We start from the raw sequence: 20,353 nt of genomic DNA, 5'->3' as shown, positions 1-20,353 counted from the left end.
TAACTTGCTAAAGGATTAAAAGTCAATAGTAATTTTTGAAAGATTTGGTCGGGTTTTGACTCGCTGCCCAAATTTGGGCTGCTGAAACGCTGAAATCCGCACAGTGAGAAGCTTAGCGGATTTAATGGCTTTTTGATTCGCTTGAGATTTTTAATTTTCCGGCGGTCAGGGTCGGTTGGGCCGGAGCATCAGTTGCTCGTAGGCCCGGCGGTGGTGATCTGCCCGGATCCACCGCCAATATTGCCGCTGGTGGACCGCAAGGCTGTGCCCGGCCATCTGAGCGGCCAGCCCCGTGTCGAGGTTGTAGGTGAGTGCCCGAACGCACCAGGCGTGCCGGAGATTGTAGGCAGGGAAGGGCAGTCGGTAGCGCACGAATGCCTGGCTCACCTGATGGCCGAGGTTCTCGTTTGGCTTGCTCAGATCTAGATCCGGCCTCTTAGCTTCGAGAAGCCCCCACTTATCTACCCAGCGAGGATGCAGCGCCCAGCAGTAGCGCGCGCCGGTCTTCGTATCTTCGCTGAGCTGGAGGATTGCCCCGCCGTCCGCCATCGACTCCACCGACACCATCCGAAAGACCTCGTGGGGCCGCAGCCCAAAGGCGGCGAGCATTCCATAGACCCACCTCCAACCGTTGTCCGGCACAGTGAGGCGTACCTGCTCGATCACTTCATCGGTAGGCAAGTTGCGCGGCGCGGCCTTCAGGCCGGTGTAGGTTCCACGAAGATCGGCGGTATCAAAGGGCAACTGCAGTCCAGCAAACTTGCTGAGCGCGCCCAGGCAAGTTGCGGCGCGCTGCCTCGTCTTTTCCTGCGCGGGAATGGAGAGGATCGCCGCTCGCACCCAGGCAGCGGTGAGAGGCACATCAAGGCTGCCCGCCCGACGGAGGGGCCGCGAGTACTCGCTTTCCCATGTGCTCAACACTTTTGGCTCTGTGCCCCGACGCTCGAAATAGTCGCGCCGGAATCGCTCAAGCCAGTCGGCCACGGTTGGGGCGGCCTCTGGCGGTTCTTCAGGCCGCCACAGCGTCCAGTCGAAGCGGCCTGTCGCCAATTGGCCCGCCAATTCATTCGCCAGTCGCTCAGCGTGACGGCAGCCGTCGAGGCTTGCCAGGATGCCTAACGGTATGCGGCGCTGCCTGTAGTCCACTGGCTCACCCGGCGGCGCTGGCAGCGTGGCCCGCAAAGATAGCCGGTTGCCGCGCTGCTCGATCGTGACGCCCGCCCTTGCCGCTTTCAGGCGTCCGTTAGCCGCCCTGATGAGGTCATCCATTCACAGTAGTCCTGGACTATTTCTGGACTAAATTTAGCGTCTATTTAATCCAAAAACGTCATTTCAGCCATTATTTTTGACTAAAAGGGCACAAAGCAAAAACCGCTCAAAAGCTGTCTATGGCTTGCTGAGCGGTTTTTAAGAAGTGGAGCTGAGGGGAATCGAACCCCTGTCCATCCGCAGTTATTCACCTACCATTCGTTCACAGGCTTAGCTCGATTGACCCAAGGAGCGGGGGCTATCGCTTATTCCGGATAACGGGATTCATCGTCTAAGCTTAGCCGGTGACGCGACGAAGGACGTTTACCGGAGCACCCACTAGCCGTATCTCACAGACCGTCGTGGGTCCGTCCTGCGAGACCCGTTCTACGCAGCGATTGCTACGCGAGCGCGGGAAAAGGGAACGATGTTGTTCGCACTTATTGTTTTTGAGCCTGATTTAACGGGGGTCGGACTCACTCCCGGCCTGCATGGACGGCTTTCTCTGGAATGTCGAAGCCAGTGCAGCCCCATGTATCCAGACATTCTAGCTTTTTATGAAGGGAAGGAGCAAGGCGCGGGCGGTCATTCTCTCTCAGGGATGAACCTGCCGTTCGAGGGGATCAGGAGGATAGAACCACTGAGAGTTTGGGAGTAAGACATGGAGCAGCAGTCCTACGGAAGTGCGCAGTGGACGCCGGAGATTTTCCAGCGGGGAATCGTCGCCGGATTGTTCGAGGACCGCCAGCAGGCCGAGCAGGCGGTGGTCGATCTCGATGCGAACGGCTTCAATCTCGACAATCTGGGGATCGCCGTCGCTGACCGACAGCAGCAGCGCGACTTGATCAACGCTACCGGCACCCAGAGCGTCGAGGAGGTAGCCCAGGGCGGCACAGGGCTGCTCGGCACGCTCGTCAACCTTGTCCGGCCCCGCGAACCGCTCAGCGGAAACGACCTGGTGGCGGTGCTCATCGGCATGGGCCTGACAGAAGAAGAAGCGAGACACTTTGAGCAGGGCGTCGAGCGCGGAGCGATCCTGGTCACGGTTCAGGCGCGGGGGCTGCGCACCAGCGAAGCCATCTCAATTCTGCGCAGGCACGGCGCGGATCTGGCTCTGCCGGGACCGGACGGGCAACTGCCGCTCGATCCGGGCAATCCCGCCGACGATACGGGCCTGGACCTGGCTGGGGGCTAACTTCACGGATCTTTGACGCAGACGGCGTTGGCAGTACAGACGTTGCGGGCGACGACGGTGGTGCTGTATGCGAGGGCGTCACCGGCGTTGCTGCGCAGGTAGGTCTGGGCGGTGGAGTCGGTGCTTGCAAAGTAGCGGTCGGCCTGGCTGCCTTCGAGACTGCCGCGCAGACTGATCGCCATCGTCTGGGGACTCAGGTACTGCACGGCGATCCCTTCTTTGCCATCGAGAAAGTCGGCGAGGGCGAAACTGTTGCCGTCGGAGGCGGGCAGCGTGCGCAAAAAGATGCCGTCCACCGGGGGGGCGGTCGTGGCATCGTAGCTGGCGGGATCGAGAAATTTTTTAGAATCCTCGGCTTCGGCGAATTCTGCAAAGCGGATGGGCACCGGTTTCGATTCCCAGCGCTCGAGGATGCGCGGGCCGCTCCAGGCCGAGCCGGGAGGGGGGTCGGTGACGTAATAGACGATCAGGTTGTAGGCGGGGATCGACTGGGGACTGCCCCAGGGCACCAGATTGCCCTTGGCCAGATCGACGGCGAGCGGCGTGCCCTTTGGGGCACTCGCCTGCTGGTTCTCGTCTCCGAGGCGGGCGACGCCTGCGATCGTCGGTACCCAGAAGGCGAGCAGGATGCGAAAACCGGGGGAGTTGTCCTGCACCAGGCGGCTCTTGTCGAAGTTGGCGCTGCCGAAGTTGGCCGGGTCGGTCTCGGTAGTTGGGGCAACCGGGTCAAGGCGGAGGCGATCGCTAGCGGTGCTGGCTGGATCGGTGTTGTAGATGTAGCGGGCCTGGCGCAATTCGTCGGTCATCAGGCCGAGGGCACTGTGCAGGTCGGTCTGGACGTCGGTGACGGCGTTTTCGACCAGGGCGTTCTTGCCGAAGGTCGTAAAGGCGAAGGTGACGGCGATGAGCAAGATCAAGCTGATCACGGCTGTGACCAGGAGTTCGATCAAGGTGACGCCTCTACGGTTGCGCCGCATCGTCCTCACCGGTTGAGGGTGGCGCTTCTTCCTGGGTGCCGACGCTGATGGCGCTGATCTTGCCCAGGTAGGTATTCATCACGATTCCCCGGCTCAGACCTTTGCCGTTGCTCTGTTTGCTGCGCAGGTAATAGAGCAGGTCCGGGGCGTGGGGATCGAGGCTCGCGAGGCCGGGGTCAGGGTTGTTGCCGTCCTGCAGCAAGATCGTGCCGATCTGGGAAGGCTGAACGGTGCCCCGCTCGTCGAACTGCCAGCGGTAGGGCGGCCCCTGGATGGTCGTGCGATCGATCCAGATGTGGTCCGGCAGCGGCTGCCAGTCCGGGGCAGCCGGACGCTCGCTGCCGCCATAGATTGCGTAGTGGTCCGGCGGATCGTCGGGGCTCAGGTTGCGGGTCGGATCGTGCAGGGTGAACTCGAACGTGTAGTTCTGGGATTGTTCGAGGGCGCGCGATCGGGCCTTGCGCGCAGCGATGGCCAGATCCTGCAGGCCGCTGTCGAAGCGGCGCGACTGCAACAGACCAACGCCTGAGACGGCTCCGAAACCGGCCAGCAAAAAGACGATCGCCATCACGACCACCAGTTCCAGCAGCGTGAACCCGGAACGCCTGCTCACTGGTAGCTTCTCGCGATGTCGGCACTCAGCACCACCAGCGGTGCCAGGGGGCTGAAGGCGGAGGGGGCATTCGGATCGTTGGCCGCTTCGCTCTTGTCGGTAAGCCCTTCGACGCGGGTCGAGATCAGGGGTTTGACCGGTCGGGTGAGGCGGGTGATCCGGCCAGAATTGTCGCGGGGCAGCTCGCCGTCCTTGCCCGCCAGGTAGAGGCGCACGACGACCCGCACCACCTCGCGGCGGTACCACTCGGGATCTTCGAGGGCCTGGGCCGGGGTAGCCGAACCTGGCGCGTAGCCCCAGAAGACCTGCACGCGGTAGGTCTGGGTTCCACGCGCACCGCTCATCGTGAAGCTCGCCGAGCGCTCGGAGTCGGGGGGTTCAAGGCTCGCATCGTAGAGGTACAGATCGTCCGGTCCCTCGCCGCCGGGAGCGGGGCTCACCACCTCGAAGCTGTCGGAGGCGAACGGATAGACGCTGGAGGCGGATAGCGGCAATGATCCGGGCGGGACGGGCGGATCCTGGCTGCAACCTTCGTAGTTGACTTCGCTCAGCACGCAGGGGCGCGGCAGGGGGATGAGCCGATCGCGCATGTTGGTGGGTACCAGTCCTCCCTGATTTTGAGAGGAACCGAGGCCGCGATTTTCGATCACCGACCAGCTGCGGCGAATCTCTTCGATCTCGATCTGGCCGAGGTTGGTGGCTTCGGCGATCAGTTCCTGCTGCCGCCTGAGCAGCGCCGAGGCGGAGAGCATCGGTGCCAGACCAGCAAGAAATAGCGCCAGTACCACCATCGCCACCAGCACCTCGGTGAGCGTAAAGCCCCGGCGGTTGCGCCGTCTTTTAGTTGCACTGAGCATTGCGGCAGACTTTGCGGGTGATCGAACCTCCGCCTGCAAAGCGGATGGATTCGGCGGTGGCGAGGCGGAGAACGTAGCGCAGGGAAGCCCCCTGGTTGCGCAGCCGATAGTCGTAGTTGAAAGCAGTTCTGTTATAACTTGTTCCCGAAAGCGGATTTTCTTCACCGGCTTTCGCCTGGATCCGGGCTTTGATTTCAGGGTCCGCTACTTCCGAAGCGAGCCAACCTGCTCCCGGCGCGGTGATCGCTACTTCTGGGGCAACCAGTCCGCCGTTTACGGTGAGATTCGTAGCGCCAACGTGGCCTGCGATCCGGCGCGCACTGTAGAGCAGGGCATCGACCCGCTCGATCTGGACGGGGCGGACGACGGCATAGGGGTCAGCGGCTCCGGACTGAAAGTTGATCAAATCGAGCATCCACCGCTGCCGGTCGTAGCCGCCGGCGGTATCAAGAAAGCTTTTGGCCGCCTCGTTCCAGCCTGCCTGGGCGCTCTGCAACTGCGCAATCACGGCCTGGGCGCGGCTGGCAGCGCTCGCATCGGCGTTCGTGAAGCGCAGATTGTTCTCGAAGAACCGGCGGCAGAGGTCGATCTTCGCCGGATCGCCGCTGCGCACGAGGTTGAGCAGGCTGTCGGGGGGACCGGAGGCAGGTTGCAGCTGGTAGGTACTCGCATCGATGCGCCAGCTGCTTACCGAACCCACTCCGCCCGGAACCGCCTGCCCGAGCAGGGCACGGTAGTCGCCGTCGGAGAGCCAGGGCTGCAACTTCCCCTGGGCATGGTTCCAGAAGACCGGGCGGATCAGCGCCTCATAGGCTTCCAGGGGGCGAATCTGTGACTCACCAACCGCCTCGCCTGCCAGGGTGAAGTGCTGACCGCCCGCAGTGCGCACCAGTTCCTCCACCCGGTTTTCTACCAGCTGGATATCGGCTTTTTGCCCGGTGTCCAGATGAAACCGCGAGCGGATGTGGCGCTCACCGGCCCGCTCCCGGTAGAGCCGCTGGGAGCTGTCTGCTTCCTGGTCTGTATAGTCCCCCAGGACAATGCTGCCGTTGGCGGCCAGAAGCAGGCTGTCACGACCGGCAGCGATATCGGCGCGGGCGGCAGCATCGGGATCGCTGCTCGCTGTGTAGTTTCCGAAACTACCGGGCGGGTGCTGGTAGACGACGTTCCCGGCGATGTAGAGGTTGCGGCCCGCGTAGATCTGGCCCTGGCCGCTCACACAGCCGCGCAACACGACATCGCCTTCGACGAAAAGATCGCCTTCGATCAACAGCGGCGCACTTGCCGTCTCGCAGTAGTGATTGGCTGCACTCGGCGCTTCACCCAGGAGCACCGCCTGTCCGCTCACCACCGGACCTAAGCGATCGATGAAGCGGCTGGAATAGAGGCTTCCGAAGGGCACCGCCTGCACTTGGCCGCGCACCGACCCGCTCGCTTCTCGCCGCAGCGCCTCGCTGTCGAAGGGCGGAAAGTCATCGCTGCGTCCGTTTTGATCGACATCCCTGCCCCGCAGAAGATAAAAAGCCGGACCGGGGTAGCGCAGGTTAATCCGAGCCTGCTGGCCGGGCCTGTCCGCTTCGAGGGTGACGCCGTTGAGGCGGCTGGCCCGCCCGGTGGCAAAATCGAGGTCCGTCTTGTCGTTGGTGACGAGCTGATTGGCGTAGATGTCTCCCCGGATCTGCGAGGCGAGGGCGTTCTCGCTGCTGGTGCTGCCACTGTCTTCGAGAATTCCCTCGCGGTCCCCGTCGCCCCAGAGTGAGGAGGGACCGCTGGCGAGGGTGCCGCTATTTTCGTCAAAACCAGCATCGGCGTGGGCAGATTTGTCCGCCGCTACGTGTTCAAAACCGGGACGAAAGTGGAGCAGTGCTCCGACATTGCCCTGCAGTTGCAGGTGACAGAACTGACAGTTCGGCTCGCGGGCAAGCAGGGCAAAGTCAAAGGTTTCCGCTGAGCGGCCCTGCAGCGAGCGGGCCACCGTCTGGCTTGCAGCGCGCAGGTAGGCAGTGGCCCGTACTTCCAGATCCTGCGTCGTAGACGAAGAAACGGCAAAAAGCCGGGCAACGACCACAGCCGGAGCCGGAGAGTCGAGATAGATGGCTCCCGGATCAGCGTAATAGGTGCCCGGTTGTCCGGCAACGCGCTCGGCGCTCACCAGCAAAAAAGCTTGCAGTTGGGGCCGGTCGCGGTTGGCGCTGTAGCGCGATTGGGGATCGCCTGGGGGCAGAAGCAGGCGGCGCAGCCACTCGCTGCGCGTCAGACCGGCGCGCTGAAAATCTTCGAGGAGTTTGTTGCGCACCAGTTCGCTCGCTCCTTCCGCCAGGCGCAAAGCCTCCGCCTGATCGCGGCTGGTACTGGTGGCGGTCGCAAGCTGGCTTGAAAGCAGCAGCGCTGCTACAGCAACGACGCTAACGACCAGTCCCAACAGCAGTGCGAGCACCAGGACTGCTCCCCGGCGCGACGATCGAAGCATGACAGCAACAACATGGGCTTCGTCTTATTTCAGCTCAGTCGAAAGCGAGAACGTTAGTTCAGCGCACAGCGGGGGCGAACCGCACAGCACCGGACATCAGTGGGGCAGATATTTTTGGACGACCTGCCAACCGGTGACGAGTACCGCCCCGTAGCCTGCCAGCAACAGGAGAGCGGCTGTCAGGTGGACTTGCTTGGCCCAGGGGCGGGCGCGCACCATCCCCAGGGCGCTGAAGGCGCTCGTCGTGACCAGAGCAACGACCACCAGCCCAGCTCCCAGGTGGGCGGAGTGGCCGAGGGAACCGAAGTGGCCGAGAGTACCGACGATCCCGATCGCCAGCAAAAACAGGGTGAGGCTGACCAGGCTGCTGCCGAGTGCCAGATGCAGGGTGCGCAGGGGACGGCGCTTAGAACCGGGCAACTTGCCCCAGAATAGAGTGCCGCCGCTCAGGGCCAATAACCCATAGACCGCCAGCGACAGTCCCATCGACCAGGCAGCGGCGCGCCAGAGCCACAAAAAAGAAGGTAGATTCATCGAGTCTGGGTGATCCCGGCATCTGCCAGGAGATTAGCACCCGTGACCTAGAATTCCTGCACCTGATCGGAGCCCTGCTCGGTGCGCGTATAGGCGACAGCGGCGTAGGCCGAGTCCTCCGGCAGGTGGGACCAGGCCGCTGGAGCGAGGGACACATCCGCTACCAGCAACCGTCCCCCTTCGGCAAGGCTGCCGCGCAATGCGGTGACGACCTGCTCGGGCGTAGTCGTGGTTTCGACCTGCCAGAGGTTGGCCAGCAGAGGCCGGGGCTTAGAATCCGCCAGGTTGCCAAGTTGCTCAAGATCAACCGGGCCATCGCTGGCGATCGTCAGCAAGCGTCTACTCACATCCTGTTCGACCGGCTCGGTAAAGCGCTCGATGAAATCGGCAATTTCGCCTTCGAGCCCAGACCAGGCGACGATGGATTTGGAAACATCGACCAGATAGAACTCATCGTCCACCCCGACGTATTCCTTGAGCTGGCGCTGCAGATTGAAGGGCAGGTCGCTGCTGTCGAGGAGCCAGACATTTTCCATCACATGGGCCTGGGGCTTGCATTCGTCGATGAAGCGCACCAGCTCCGGATTGGCCTTTACTGAATCTTTAAATTGATAGCCGAACAAATACAGCATGATACCTCCAGGTCGCTGCATACTCCCACTGGGATTCATCCTAGGAAGAATGCAGGTACGCCTCATCCTCACAAGGACATAGCCAGTGGACTCTCTCAACTGCGCTCAAGCGCAGCCATCCGTTCGCCGATCGCCCTCTTGTCGTTTAACCGCTTCGGGCATCATGCCTAGGTAGCGCACGCTAACCCACACGATCATGGAACTGCTGCTCATCGGTATCGCTCTTGTCGCTCTGACGATCCTCGACCGCCCCCGCACGGGCTGTCGCCGCTAACCCTCTCCACCCCGACTGTCATGGAAACTTCCGCCGCCGAAAACTATCTGCTCGCCAGCAAGCTCATCACCGAGGCGCAACTGGCGCGGGTGCGCGAGCTGGCTCAGCTCTGGCAGGGTACCCTGCCTATCGTGCTCTGGAAGTTGGGGCTGATCGACCTCGACACGTTCGCCCTCCTGATCGAGCTTTAGTCCGACCCTCCACCCGATCCACGGTAGCCCCGGTGTTGTAATGACGCCGGGGCTATTGTTTCACCCAATATCTGGAGATTGCTGGCAAAAAATGGGGCACTATCCCTTAGATTATTTACTAACTGTTCGGGACCGCCACCTTGCAAGAAGTTGCCAGCGATCTTCAAATTCCTCGTCCCCGTCGTCGCCGACAATCGCCCACCGAGCGCTGGTTGCGCCGGGGAGCGGTGTTGCTTGTTCTAAGTGGCGGCTGCGCTGTGCTGCTATTCCAGCTCAGCCACACCCTGCAGAACCTGGGTCTGTTTGCCGGTGCGACCGTTCCCCTCGATCTGCAGGTGCTCCCCGAGGCAATCGTCGATAGCCAGTACCTCCCCCGGCCTGAACTGGCGCGGGGTGAGCAACTGGTCGCCCTCGAAGCGGCGATGCACAAGCTTACCCAGCAGCCGCGCCTGCGCTCGGGTTTTCTGTTTTTTGACCCGGCCACTGGAGCCTATGCCCAGATGGCGGCGGACGAGAGCTTCAGTGCGGCGAGTGTGATCAAGGTGCCGGTCCTGGTCGAGCTGATGCGCCAGGTCGATGGCGGCAGTGTGCGCCTCGACGAGGTTCTCACCCTCAAAGCTGCCCACAAAGGCGGCGGCTCCGGCTGGCTGCAGTACCGGCCCAACGGCACGCGCATGAGTGTGCTGGCGGTCGCCACCTTGATGATCATCCGCAGCGACAACACTGCCACCAACATGATCATCGACCGGCTGGGCGGGGCCGCTTACCTCAACGAGCAGTTCCGGCGCTGGGGTCTGCGTCGCACCGTCATCAACGCCCCGCTGCCGGATCTGGAGGGCACCAACACCACCAGCCCCGGCGACCTCGCTTTGCTGATGAGCGAACTGGACCGAGGCGAGCTTACGAGCCCCCAGGGCCGCACCGTCGCCTACGGTCTGATGGGCCGCACCCGCATCGGCTCGCTGTTGCCGATGGGCCTCGGGCCGGGGGCGCGGATTCTGCACAAGACCGGCGACATTGGCAAGATGGTGGGCGATGTCGGGGTTGTCACCACGCCGGACGGACGGCGCTATCTGGCAACAGCCCTGGTGGAGCGTCCCCACAATGACCGCCGCGCCAACCAGCTCATCGCCAAACTCTCCCAGGCTTTTTATCACGTCTTTGCCAATACCCACCGGCTCGGTACAGTGCCCAGGAAGACTTGAGATCTGTCTCGACGCTGATATCGTCCCTGGCGTGGGCTTGATAACATGTGCAGGAGCCCCTGTCCGCCTGCCCGGCGCAAGGGGGTTTCTTTTTGCCATTACCGGAGGCCGACACCGTGGAAGCAGCCCTGCAGTCGCTCGCCTTCTTTGCCGCTACGACGGTTCAAAATGGCCCACTCAAGCCCCTCGGGCACCACGAGCTGTTGCTGCTTCTTTTGCAACTGGCGGTATTGCTTTTTGCAGCGCGGGGGCTCGGAGAGTTGATGCGCCGGTTGGATCTGCCTCCCGTCGTCGGCGAACTGCTGGCGGGCGTCGTCCTCGGTCCCTCGGTTTTTGGTTTGTTTTTACCCCAGCTTCAAGCAACCATTTTTCCAAAAAGCCAGATTCAAGCGGATCTGATCTCGGTGGTCTCCTGGCTGGGGGTGCTGTTCTTGCTCGTCGCGACGGGCCTTGAGACCGACCTCAACTTGATCATCAGCAAGGGCAAGACGGCGCTATTTACCTCCCTCGGGGGCATCTTGCTGCCGTTTGCAAGCGGCTTTGGTCTCGGGATGCTCCTGCCTGCGAGCGTGCTCGCCAACCCGGAGCACCGACTGGTCTTTAGCCTGTTTATGGCGACGGCGATGAGCATCACCGCCATTCCGGTCATCGCCAAGGTGCTCATCGATCTCAAGCTCATCCGCCGCGACATCGGTCAGATCACCCTCGCCTCGGGGATGACCGACGACACGATCGGCTGGATCTTGCTCTCGGTCGTGGCCGGTCTGGCCAGTAGCGGCACGATCAACTTCGTCTCGGTGGCAACTTCGGTAGGCGGGGCGCTGGTGTTTCTGGCGATTGCCTTTACCGTCGGCAGGCCGGCGATTGCCTGGATTTTGCGCTGGGTAGACGACAAGCTGGGCGGGGTGAGCGCGTCGCTCTCGACGGTGATTATCGTTGCTCTTTTAGCAGCCGCCCTCACCCATCAACTGGGCATCGAGGCGGCCCTCGGCGCTTTTGTCACAGGCATCCTGGTCGGTCAGGCTCCGCGCTTCAGCCGCGAGGCGGGCCATACCCTCGAAGTGATCACTGCCAGTTTTCTAGCTCCAATCTTTTTTGCCGTCGCCGGTCTAAAAGTCGATTTGATCAAGCTTTTCGAGCCGGAGACGCTCACGATCGGGCTTATCGTGCTCGCCATCGCCTGCCTCGGCAAGTTTGTGGGCGTCTATCTCGGCTCGCGCCTGGGCGGCAGGCTCAGCCACTGGGAGGCGATTGCCCTGGGTTCCGGGATGAACGCACGCGGGGCGATGGAGATCATCGTCGCCACGATCGGCCTGTCTCTGGGTGTTCTCACCCTGCAGATGTACACGATCATCGTCATGGTGGCGATCATCACCTCGCTGATGGCCCCGCCCCTGCTGCGCTGGGCGCTCTCGAAGGTAAAGATGGGCGACGAAGAGGTAAAGCGGCTGCAGATGGAAGAATTGGCCAGCCGCAGCTTCATCAAGAGCGTCCGCCGGGTGCTGGTGCCCACCCGTGGCGGCACCAACGTCCAGCTCGCCGCCCAACTGGTAAGCCACATGGCTCAGCAGAACGAACTGGAGGTGACCGCCCTCTACGCCGAGTGCAGCGACCGCCCCGGCAAAAAAAAGACCCCGCCGAACAATTCGAGTGCAGAGACAGCTTTTGCAGCCGTCGCCGACGAGATGCATCTGCCTGCGGACCTCCAGACGCGGGTCGAATCGGGGCGCGATCCGGCGGAGGTGATCCTGCGGGAGGCGGCCAAGGGTTACAACCTGCTGGTGCTCGGTGCTACCGAACAGCGCACCAGTCGCGGCGACGGCAGCCTGTTCAACTCCCTTGTCGATCGCATCGTCCAGGAAGCACCCTGCCCGACACTGGTGGTCAAGTCGCACCTGCCGGTGCCCGAGGGCGAGTACTGCCCGATCGAGCAGCAACAAATCCGCCACATCTTAGTACCCACGATCGGTACCGAGTACAGCAAGCACGCCGTCGAGGTGGCAAGCACAATCGCCGCCCAGATCGGGGCGCTGGTTACGCTCGTCCACGTCGTCAACCTGCCGCAGTTCGACGATTTTTACGTCGATCAGGACAATCTGCTTTCAGCTATCGACATTGCCCAGCAGATCGTCGATCAGCAGGCCGACATCGGTCGCGGCTTCGGTGCTCAAGTCAACACCGCCGTGCTCAAGGGGACCAGCCCCGAAAAAGAAATCCTCAACTTTGCCCGCGCCGAAGGCGTCGATCTGATCGTCTTGGGCAGCAACATCCGACCGATCACAGGCCGTGCCTTTTTTGGCCACCGCGTCGATACACTTTTGCGTCAGGCCAGTTGCCCGGTGGCTGTCGTCAGTTCCTCCTAGACTATTGCCCAGATAAGACATCGACTAAGCTTGGGGAGATCTCGCGTCCCGGCGGTGTATGGCGAAGCTGCTACCGGCCTTCGAGGTTGGCCAGGGAAAACAACTGCCAGTTTTCAGCGCCCTGGTGCGCCGCCAGGTGCCCCAGGTGGCGGTGGCCTACGCTGGTGTCGGCTGGGGGCTGGTCCAGTTCGTCGATTGGCTGACCAACCGCTACGCGCTTTCTTCGTCCCTCACCGATTTTGTCGCCTATCTGGTCGTGCTCTTCGTTCCGACGATGCTCATCCTCGCTTACTGCCGGGGCGGCGAAGAGGAGCACTGGACGTGGTGGGAGAAAATTGGCGTGCCCGTCAACCTGCTTGTCGCGGCGGTCGTCCTCTGGGCCAACTTTCAGGGCAAGGAGCTGGGCAGCATCAACCAGACCGTCACCATTCAAGACAGCAGTGGCCGTACCGTCCAGCGCGAGGTGCCCAAGAGCGCTTTCCGCAAGCGCCTGGCCCTCGCCTACTTCGAGAATGCCAGCTCCGATAAGAATCTCGACTGGCTGCGGCAGGGGATTGCGATTGCGCTGCAGACCGATCTTTCGCAAGATCTCTACTTGAGCGTCCAGGACAGCTACGACTATTCCGAAAAACTCAAAGAAGTCGGTTTTTCGTACAAAGACCCGCTTCCCCTGGGCCTGGAGCGGCGGATTGCCAACTATTACGGGCTCAACTACATCGTTACAGGCACCTTCAGCAAAAAAGCCGAAGAATACATCGTCCGCGTAGACCTCTACGACGCGGCGCGAGTCAAGCGCCTCACCCGCCGAACTTACAAAGGACCGGACCTGTTCGATCTGCTCGACGATCTATCGGTTCAACTCAAGCGCGACGTCGAGGTGCCCGAACAGCATATTCAAGACATCACCGATTTTCCAGTGACCGAAGTGCTGACCCGTTCACTGCCCGCTTTTGAACACTACACGCGGGCCAAAAATCTTCGCGAGTTCGACGGAGATTATTCAGGAGCAATGACGCAACTCGATCAGGCCATCGCCGCCGATCCGTCCTTTGCAATGGCCCACCTCGAACAGGTCGAAAGCGCCCTGCTCGCCGGCCACCCCGAAAAGTCCGAACGCGCCTACCAGCAGGCAGAACATTATGCCTTCAAGCTCACTGAGCGCTCGCAGTTCATTCTCAAAAGCGGCAACTGGGTCAATGGCCGGTCAGAAGAAGCGGACCGGGCTGCACAGCAGTGGGCAGCTCTCTATCCGGACGATCTCAAAGCCCAACTGACGCTTGCGAAGCACTACCTGGATAACAATCAGTGGCCAAAGGCGATCGACGCCTTCCGACGGATGATTGAACTGGATCCGGGGGAAGCCCACTATCTGTCTAAAATCGCTGAGGCTCAGCTGCGGCTCGGGCGCACCAGCGACGCGATTGCCACCTTCCAGCAGTACGGCGAGCAGAGCAACGACCGGCCAGGGGCCTACGAAGAGATCGCCGACATCTACCGGACCATCGGCCAGTTCGACCGGGCGCGCTCCTACTACCGGCAGGCGGCGGCTATCAATACAGACGACCTCTCACCGCTGATCGAGCTGGCAACGACCGACATGCTGAGCGGGCAGCTCGACGCCGCCTACAAACAATATCGTGCCCTGCTGGCTCGTGCCCGGCGGACCGATGAAAAACGGCAGATCTACTCCCGGCTGCAGCAGTACTACAGCCTGCGGGGCCAGTGGAAGCAAGCGATCGCCGAGTTGCCGGTGCTCTCTGAACAGATAAGCAAAACCAGCGGCCCGATCAATAGTTTCTTCAATCAGGCCATCCGCATCGATAGCTTCGTCGAAGCAGGCCAGCCGGAGGTTGCCTTTGCCACCCTCGCCCGTCTGCAGGGCCAGACCCGCTCGAACTTTCTGCTTAAGGGTTTGCTTGAGAGCGGCTATCTTAAGGTGTACCTCGCCCTTGAAGATCCTGACCGAGCCGAACCCTTGATTGGAAAGCTGGAGCAGCTTTTCCGGCGCTACGGCCAGGCCCACCTGATCGACGATCTGGGACTGGTGGCTGCTCGCGGCAAGGTGGCCGAGTTGCGCAGGGACTACCGGCAGGCTCTGGGCTATTACCAGCAGTTTCTTAAAAACAATCCGACCGAAATCGGCACCAACCTCGACATTGGCCGCTGCTATCGCCTTTCAGGCCAGCTTTCCGAAGCGCAGGATGCTCTCCAGAAAGCCCTGCAGGTGGCTCCCGCCGATCCTGAGATCCACTACGAACTGGCGGAGGTAGCCCAGGCCCGGCAAGATTCGGCTACTGCCCTCAAAGAAGTGCAGATCGCTCTACAAATTCTCCAACCGGCGGACGGATCCGACAAACGCCTTAAAGAAGCGAAGGCCCTGCTGGCGAAGTTGCAAGCGAAAGCGTAGCTACACAGCGTACTGTTTGCCCACTTTTGAGCAGCCATGCAGTCGAATTACCGGACTCGATTGAACGTGGACTTGTAGAACAAAAGCCGAGATCTTATAGCGTCCTCTAAATTTATTGGGCTGAACATGCAAACACTTATCCGTTGTTGATGAAAATCAGCGTTATTTGAGCGTTGTCTTTTAACGGTAAAGTTCCGTAAATCATCCCCTGCGATGCAACTTTGGGCAGAGACCTGCCTTGATGTCGAGTGCCAGGATGGGTTTGTTTCCAGTCAATCGTTTACACGCATTCCCGACAGGCAAAAGCTTCCCTGGCAGGCTTTTGTCGGTTGTCTAACATGCGAAAAGGAGGTAAAAATGGATTCTGTGAGTGATCAAATTCCGGCCCGTGGAAACGTGATTGCCGGTTTGTTTCGCAATCGAGATCAAGCCGAACTGGCGATCGATGATCTCCGCGCCGCTGGCTTCCAGGACCGGCAGATCGACACGACAGAAGGCGAGGATGTTACAGGCCGCAATCAAGGTGGCTTTTTAGAAACCCTGGGGCGGTTGTTTGGCACTGAAGACCGCAGCAATAGCGATCAGTTGTACTCGACGCTGATCGACATGGGAATCACTGAAGAACAGGCGCGCTATTTTGGAAGTCGTCTGGGCGAGGATGTCGAATTGGTAACCGTCCATGCCGACGGTCGCTGGGCGGATGCAATCGCGATCCTTGAGCGCCACGGCGCTGATACCGGCGTCAACATCAAGCCACCGATCAGCTCCACCGCTGCCGGGACAGTTGCTGAAACCAATGTGGCCGCTACCGGTGTCACGCCGCCTGCTGTACCCCAAACTACCGCACCTGTGACGGGCGATGTTCCCCAGCGCATCGAGTTGCGCGAAGAAAAGCTTCGGGTAGACAAGGAGCGGGTCAATATCGGTGAGGTAAATATCCGCAAGGAAGTCATCACCGAAAACCAGACGGTCCAGGTACCCACTACCCGCGAGGAACTGGTGATCGAGCGCCACGCTGTCGAACCCCATCGCCCGGCCAGCGATCCGAACTTCAGCAAGAGCGAAGAGATTCATGTTCCGCTTACTGAAGAGCGCGTCATCGTCGAGAAGCAGCCGGAGGTTGTCGAGGAGGTGCTGATCGATAAGCGCAAGATTCAACAGAACCAGGAGGTCTCCGAAACGGTCCGCCGCGAGGAGGTGACCGTAGACAACGAAGGCCAGGTGGATCTGCTTGATAAGAAGCCGGCCCAGGGCGATCTGCCCCGCGATCGGCGCATCGATTAGTCTGTCGTTCGTCCTCTCCAGGCCCCCGTCAGGGGGCTTTTTTATTCTGGCTGGCTGTTTCGTTCGACGGAGATTCGGCACCTCTGCTGATAGAGGGAGAAATTTGTGAGATAGGGGAGGATAGACCTGTCCGCCCCAGGAGGAATCTATGATCAACTTCTTGCTGAGTTGGCTGGTTTCAGCCGCTGTGTTGATTCTTGTCTCCTACGTCGTGCCTGGCTTTACGGTCGCCAGTTTCGGAGCCGCTCTGATCGCCGCTCTCGTAGTTGGGATCATCAATGCAGTCGTTGTGCCGGTACTTAATTTGATCGCCCTGCCGATCAACTTTCTTACCCTTGGCCTGTTCTCCTTCGTGATCAGTGCCCTGGGTTTGCTATTGGCTGCCGCCCTGGTCAAGGGCTTTGTCATCGCCGGTTTCGGTAGTGCCCTGCTTGCCGCTATCGTCATTGCCCTGGCAAACGCCGGTGTTGGGCTATTGGGAGGCCGCAGCTTCGCCTAGGCTGCAACGGTCCTGATACCCTGGAACGGTTGCCCGCAAAAAGAATCGAATCGATGCTGGAAGGCAAACTGGCCTTGCTGGAAGCAGCGCTCGTCCAACTGGAAGCAGGGTTCAAGGATCTGCCAGAATTCACAGCCGAACAAGATTTTGACGCTGTGGGTGCTGTCCTGGAAGAAGTGGCCCTGCGCCTGCAGGACAATTACCCCTATGCCCATCCCCTGTACGCCGGGCAGATGATCAAGCCGCCGCATCCGGTAGCTCGCCTCGCCTACAGCCTGGCCCTTGCGATCAACCCGAATAACCACGCCCTCGACGGTGGCCGCGCCAGCTCCCAGATGGAAAAAGAAGCGGTAGCGGCCCTTGCCGGAATGTTCGGCTGGCAGACCCACCTTGGTCACCTGTGCAGCGGCGGCACGATGGCCAACCTCGAAGCGCTCTGGGTAGCAGGCAGTCTGCATCCTGGTAAGACAATCCTCGCCTCCGAGCAGGCGCACTACACCCACGCCCGGCTCTGCGGGGTGCTGGGACTGCCCTTCGAGACGATCGCAAGCGACTCGCAGCTGCGCATGGACATCGAAGTGCTGGAGCAGCGGTTGCAGCGGGGCGATGTCGGCACGGTGGTGGCAACCGTCGGCACCACGATTGCCGGATCGGTCGATCCGGTGGACCAGATCCTCGAACTGCAGACTCGCTACGGCTTCCGGCTGCACGCCGATGCGGCCTACGGCGGCTACTTTACTCTTATCGACGGGCTGGAACCTTCGACCAGAGCGGCCTACGATGGCCTGTCACGGGTAGATTCGATCGCCATCGACCCCCACAAGCACGGCCTGCAACCCTACGGTTGCGGCTGCATTCTTTTTGCCGACCCGGCGGTTGGCCGGCTCTACGCCCACGAGAGCCCCTACACCTACTTCACCTCCCCTGCACTGCACCTGGGGGAAATCAGCCTCGAATGTTCCCGTCCGGGGGCGGCAGCGGTGGCTCTCTGGGCAACCCAGAGGCTGCTGCCTCTTACAAGGGGCGGAGCCTTTGCCGCTCAACTGGGTAAATCGCGTCAGGCTGCCCTGGGCCTCTACGAAAAATTGCAGCAGGACGGGCGATTTGTTCCCCTGCTGGCTCCGGAGCTGGATATCGTTCTTTGGGTTTACCATTCGGAGTGGGCGAGCCGCACCTCCTATCTGAGTAAAGAGATTTTTCGAGCAGCAGCGACTGAGCAACTGCACCTGGCACTCGCTCGTGTGCCGACAAAAAGGCTGCAGCCGCTCCTGCCTCACCTGGAAGCCGACGACGACCACGTGCTCTGTCTGCGCTCCTGCTTGATGAAACCGGAGCACTTAGACTGGCTGGAGAGAATCTGGCAGGCTCTCGACCGGGCAACCATTCAAGTTTTCACGCTCTCCGGGCGGCTCGATCGGTGATTCGCTGCCCTCAAGCATCTACTGGGCGCTGATTGTCTCGACTTCAAGCACCTTGCCCGTCATGGCGCTCGTGAGCAGGTCGGCGCGGACGGTGCCTTTGACCTGGACGGTTTTTCCGTCGAGGCTTTTAAGGTCGGCGGGTGGTCCTGAGAAGCGCAACTGGTACTTGCCCTGGGGCGTGACCAGTTGCCAGGAGCCCGTCTCGATATCGATGAAGCGCAGCGTTCCGGTGTACATCGTGGGTTTCTCCGGTACGGGGGTGCGGCAAGCCTGCATAGATAACAGGGCTGCCAGAATCAGGACAATCCGCCGCCTCAACGATCGCTTACTCGCGCCAGGACGAAGCCCACAAGCAGGCAAAGAGCGGTGTTGACGCCCAAAAAGCCACGGGCGTAGGACTCTTCGCTAAACCACATCAAGGGCGTATAAAACACACTCGCCTGCAGGGCGAGCAGGGCGGCGGTGCCGACACAACTGCCGATGGCCAGCGAGCGGCCCCAGTTAAAACCGGCAAGCAGGGCAGCGAGGATTCCCGGCACGAGAATGCTGTGTAGAACCGGATTGAGGAGGCTGCCGAAGAAGATCCGGTCCCAGTTGGGCAGCGGGGTGGCAAGCAGTGCCAGCAGCCCCTCCGGTCCCCAGGTGGTGCCGAAGGCGGAGAGCGGAAACAGGCCAAGCCCGGCGACGATAAAACCGACGGCGTAGGTGAAGTCGTTGATGCCACCGCCACTGGGACGAGCAATCATTACCAGGGCCGTGAAGACGACGCCCACCAGCAGTGTGCTGAGCGGTACCAGCCACCAGATGCCGCCCCGGAAGAAAAAGTACGGCTGATCGACAGCGTCGAGGGCGAGGGCGGCGTTCAACTGGCCCGCTCCGTGCTGATTGAGATAGTCGTGGCCGACGGGCCGCGTCGAGCTGAGCAGAATCTTGCGGATCGCCCCAGCGTCGTGGATACCGGCGCTGTAGAGCAGGGCGGCTACCCCCGCGACGTGGGGAGCGGCCATCGAGGTGCCCTGGTAGCTGGCATAGGTCGAATTGCCGCTACTATCGATCGTGTTTTGAAGAATACCGCCCTCGTCGCCGCCGGTGCTCTTGTCGCCGCCGGGGGCGCTCAGGTCTACGCCCCGGCCATAGTTGGAGTAAAAGGCAAGCGCACCGTCGGGGCCAGTCGCCGACACGCTCAAGCAGGCCGGGTAGAGGGCCGGATAAGACGCCTGGGGCGAACTTTCGTTGCCGGCGGCGCAGACGACGACCACCCCTTTATGCCGGGCGTATTCGACTGCCTCGCGGATGGCCGAGCTGTCGGCGGGCCCGCCGAGGCTGAGGTTGATCACGTTCGCCCCCTGGTCTGCGGCGAAGCGGATGCCGTCGGCGACATCGAGGGCGGTGCCGGAGCCGTAGCGATCGAGGACTTTGACGGGCATGATCCGGGCGCGGTAGGCGATACCCGCCACCCCTTCGCCGTTGTCGGTCGATTGGGCGATCGTGCCTGCGACGTGGGAACCGTGGCCCTGGTCGTCGGTGGCGTCGCTGCGGTCGTTGACAAAGTCGTAGCCGCCCACAAAGTCGGTCTGGTCCAGATCCGGCAGGTTGTGGGCAACGCCTGTGTCGATCACCGCCACCACTGCCCCCTCACCGTTTGCCTTCTGCCAGGCGTGCTCGACGCCGATGGCGCGCAGGTTCCACTGGCGCGAGTAGAGCGGGTCGTTGGGAAAGCCGGTGGCGTGATACAGGTAGTTCGGTTCAACGTAGTCGAGAACCTTGCCGCCCTGCAGGCCCGCCAGCAGCCGGTAGATTTCGCCGTGGCGATTGGCATCGAAGCGCAACCGAAATAGCCGCCGATCGTCTGAGTAGCGGCTATTGGCCTCGAAGTCGATGCCGTAGCTTTTTTCGAGATCGGCGATCAGCGTTTGCGCGGCGGGATGATTGAAGGCAACGACTGCCTCCTCGATCGGCGCGGGAGCCGCCAGCACCGCCGGGCCGCCGAGGGCGAGCGCTACCCAGCCGAGGAGGACTTTCCAGAACACACCTGCTTTTGTCGGCATCGTCGGACCTGAGAATTGTCACGAGCTTAACATGCAGGGGCAGAACATAGTCCAGGTGGGTGTTTGCGGCGGCAAAACCCGACGGATCGCGCTACTCTTGAGGAGCCGCCGGACGGCTGCAGTGGTTTCCAGCAG

The 20,353-nt window shown here is 61.4% G+C and carries 17 protein-coding genes and 1 other RNA gene; 8 read left to right on the top strand and 10 right to left on the bottom strand.

The window, feature by feature from the left end; translation table 11 throughout:
- Positions 1–165: 165 nt before the first annotated feature.
- Both GKIL_RS04180 and ssrA read right to left on the bottom strand, forming a co-directional pair.
- Positions 166–1,269 (bottom strand): site-specific integrase, encoded by a 1,104-nt coding sequence (locus GKIL_RS04180; RefSeq protein ID WP_023172164.1) that lies wholly within the window; start codon positions 1,267–1,269, stop codon positions 166–168.
- 143 nt (positions 1,270–1,412) lie between these two features.
- Positions 1,413–1,780: a transfer-messenger RNA gene (gene ssrA / locus GKIL_RS23295) on the bottom strand.
- A gap of 129 nt (positions 1,781–1,909) precedes the next feature.
- Between ssrA and GKIL_RS04175 the strand changes: the two genes are divergently transcribed.
- Positions 1,910–2,443, top strand: a complete 534-nt coding sequence (locus GKIL_RS04175; RefSeq protein WP_023172163.1) for a YflT domain-containing protein — start codon at positions 1,910–1,912, stop codon at positions 2,441–2,443.
- Positions 2,444–2,445: 2 nt separating this feature from the next.
- Here GKIL_RS04175 and GKIL_RS04170 read toward each other — a convergent pair whose 3' ends face one another.
- From GKIL_RS04170 to GKIL_RS04145, 6 genes are all read right to left on the bottom strand, one after another.
- Positions 2,446–3,420, bottom strand: a complete 975-nt coding sequence (locus GKIL_RS04170; RefSeq protein WP_023172162.1) for a PilW family protein — start codon at positions 3,418–3,420, stop codon at positions 2,446–2,448.
- Positions 3,404–4,033: a pilus assembly FimT family protein gene (locus GKIL_RS24520; RefSeq protein ID WP_023172161.1), complete on the bottom strand. Its 630-nt coding sequence runs from the start codon at positions 4,031–4,033 to the stop codon at positions 3,404–3,406. The genes GKIL_RS04170 and GKIL_RS24520 overlap by 17 nt, the downstream gene beginning before the upstream one ends.
- A complete protein-coding gene (locus GKIL_RS04160; protein ID WP_023172160.1) occupies positions 4,030–4,890 on the bottom strand; it encodes a type IV pilus modification PilV family protein in 861 nt (286 codons plus the stop codon). Before GKIL_RS04160 ends, GKIL_RS24520 begins: the two co-directional genes overlap by 4 nt.
- On the bottom strand, positions 4,874–7,360 hold the full coding sequence (locus GKIL_RS04155; RefSeq protein WP_144080312.1) for a hypothetical protein: 2,487 nt from the start codon (positions 7,358–7,360) through the stop codon (positions 4,874–4,876). Before GKIL_RS04155 ends, GKIL_RS04160 begins: the two co-directional genes overlap by 17 nt.
- A 96-nt stretch (positions 7,361–7,456) precedes the next feature.
- The gene (locus GKIL_RS04150) at positions 7,457–7,894 is read right to left on the bottom strand and encodes a DUF4079 domain-containing protein (RefSeq protein WP_023172158.1); all 438 of its coding nucleotides are present in this window, start codon (positions 7,892–7,894) and stop codon (positions 7,457–7,459) included.
- Positions 7,895–7,941: 47 nt separating this feature from the next.
- Positions 7,942–8,526, bottom strand: coding sequence for a hypothetical protein (locus GKIL_RS04145; RefSeq protein ID WP_023172157.1), 585 nt, complete (start codon positions 8,524–8,526; stop codon positions 7,942–7,944).
- Between the two features lie 294 nt (positions 8,527–8,820).
- Here GKIL_RS04145 and GKIL_RS23290 point away from each other — a divergent pair, with 294 nt between their 5' ends.
- From GKIL_RS23290 to GKIL_RS04115, 7 genes are all read left to right on the top strand, one after another.
- A complete protein-coding gene (locus tag GKIL_RS23290; protein WP_023172156.1) occupies positions 8,821–8,991 on the top strand; it encodes a DUF2949 domain-containing protein in 171 nt (56 codons plus the stop codon).
- Positions 8,992–9,131: 140 nt separating this feature from the next.
- Positions 9,132–10,196, top strand: coding sequence for a serine hydrolase (locus tag GKIL_RS04140; protein ID WP_187293882.1), 1,065 nt, complete (start codon positions 9,132–9,134; stop codon positions 10,194–10,196).
- 92 nt (positions 10,197–10,288) lie between these two features.
- Positions 10,289–12,559, top strand: coding sequence for a cation:proton antiporter domain-containing protein (locus tag GKIL_RS04135; protein WP_245595899.1), 2,271 nt, complete (start codon positions 10,289–10,291; stop codon positions 12,557–12,559).
- A 58-nt stretch (positions 12,560–12,617) separates the two neighbouring features.
- On the top strand, positions 12,618–14,966 hold the full coding sequence (locus tag GKIL_RS04130; protein WP_023172153.1) for a tetratricopeptide repeat protein: 2,349 nt from the start codon (positions 12,618–12,620) through the stop codon (positions 14,964–14,966).
- Between the two features lie 357 nt (positions 14,967–15,323).
- Positions 15,324–16,250: a YsnF/AvaK domain-containing protein gene (locus GKIL_RS22275; RefSeq protein WP_023172152.1), complete on the top strand. Its 927-nt coding sequence runs from the start codon at positions 15,324–15,326 to the stop codon at positions 16,248–16,250.
- A 148-nt stretch (positions 16,251–16,398) separates the two neighbouring features.
- Positions 16,399–16,749, top strand: coding sequence for a phage holin family protein (locus tag GKIL_RS04120; protein ID WP_023172151.1), 351 nt, complete (start codon positions 16,399–16,401; stop codon positions 16,747–16,749).
- Between the two features lie 53 nt (positions 16,750–16,802).
- Positions 16,803–18,170 (top strand): pyridoxal phosphate-dependent decarboxylase family protein, encoded by a 1,368-nt coding sequence (locus GKIL_RS04115; RefSeq protein WP_023172150.1) that lies wholly within the window; start codon positions 16,803–16,805, stop codon positions 18,168–18,170.
- A gap of 18 nt (positions 18,171–18,188) precedes the next feature.
- Here GKIL_RS04115 and GKIL_RS04110 read toward each other — a convergent pair whose 3' ends face one another.
- Together GKIL_RS04110 and GKIL_RS04105 are read right to left on the bottom strand one after the other, a co-directional pair.
- Positions 18,189–18,407, bottom strand: coding sequence for a hypothetical protein (locus GKIL_RS04110; protein ID WP_023172149.1), 219 nt, complete (start codon positions 18,405–18,407; stop codon positions 18,189–18,191).
- A gap of 77 nt (positions 18,408–18,484) precedes the next feature.
- Complete coding sequence (locus GKIL_RS04105; RefSeq protein WP_023172148.1) at positions 18,485–20,218, bottom strand: S8 family serine peptidase; 1,734 nt, start codon at positions 20,216–20,218, stop codon at positions 18,485–18,487.
- Between the last annotated feature and the right edge of the window lie 135 nt (positions 20,219–20,353).

It is taken from the genome of Gloeobacter kilaueensis JS1 (genome assembly GCF_000484535.1).
Lineage (GTDB): Bacteria > Cyanobacteriota > Cyanobacteriia > Gloeobacterales > Gloeobacteraceae > Gloeobacter > Gloeobacter kilaueensis.
Note: the sequence above shows the minus strand (reverse complement) of the source record. Positions and strands in the feature narration are given on the sequence as shown.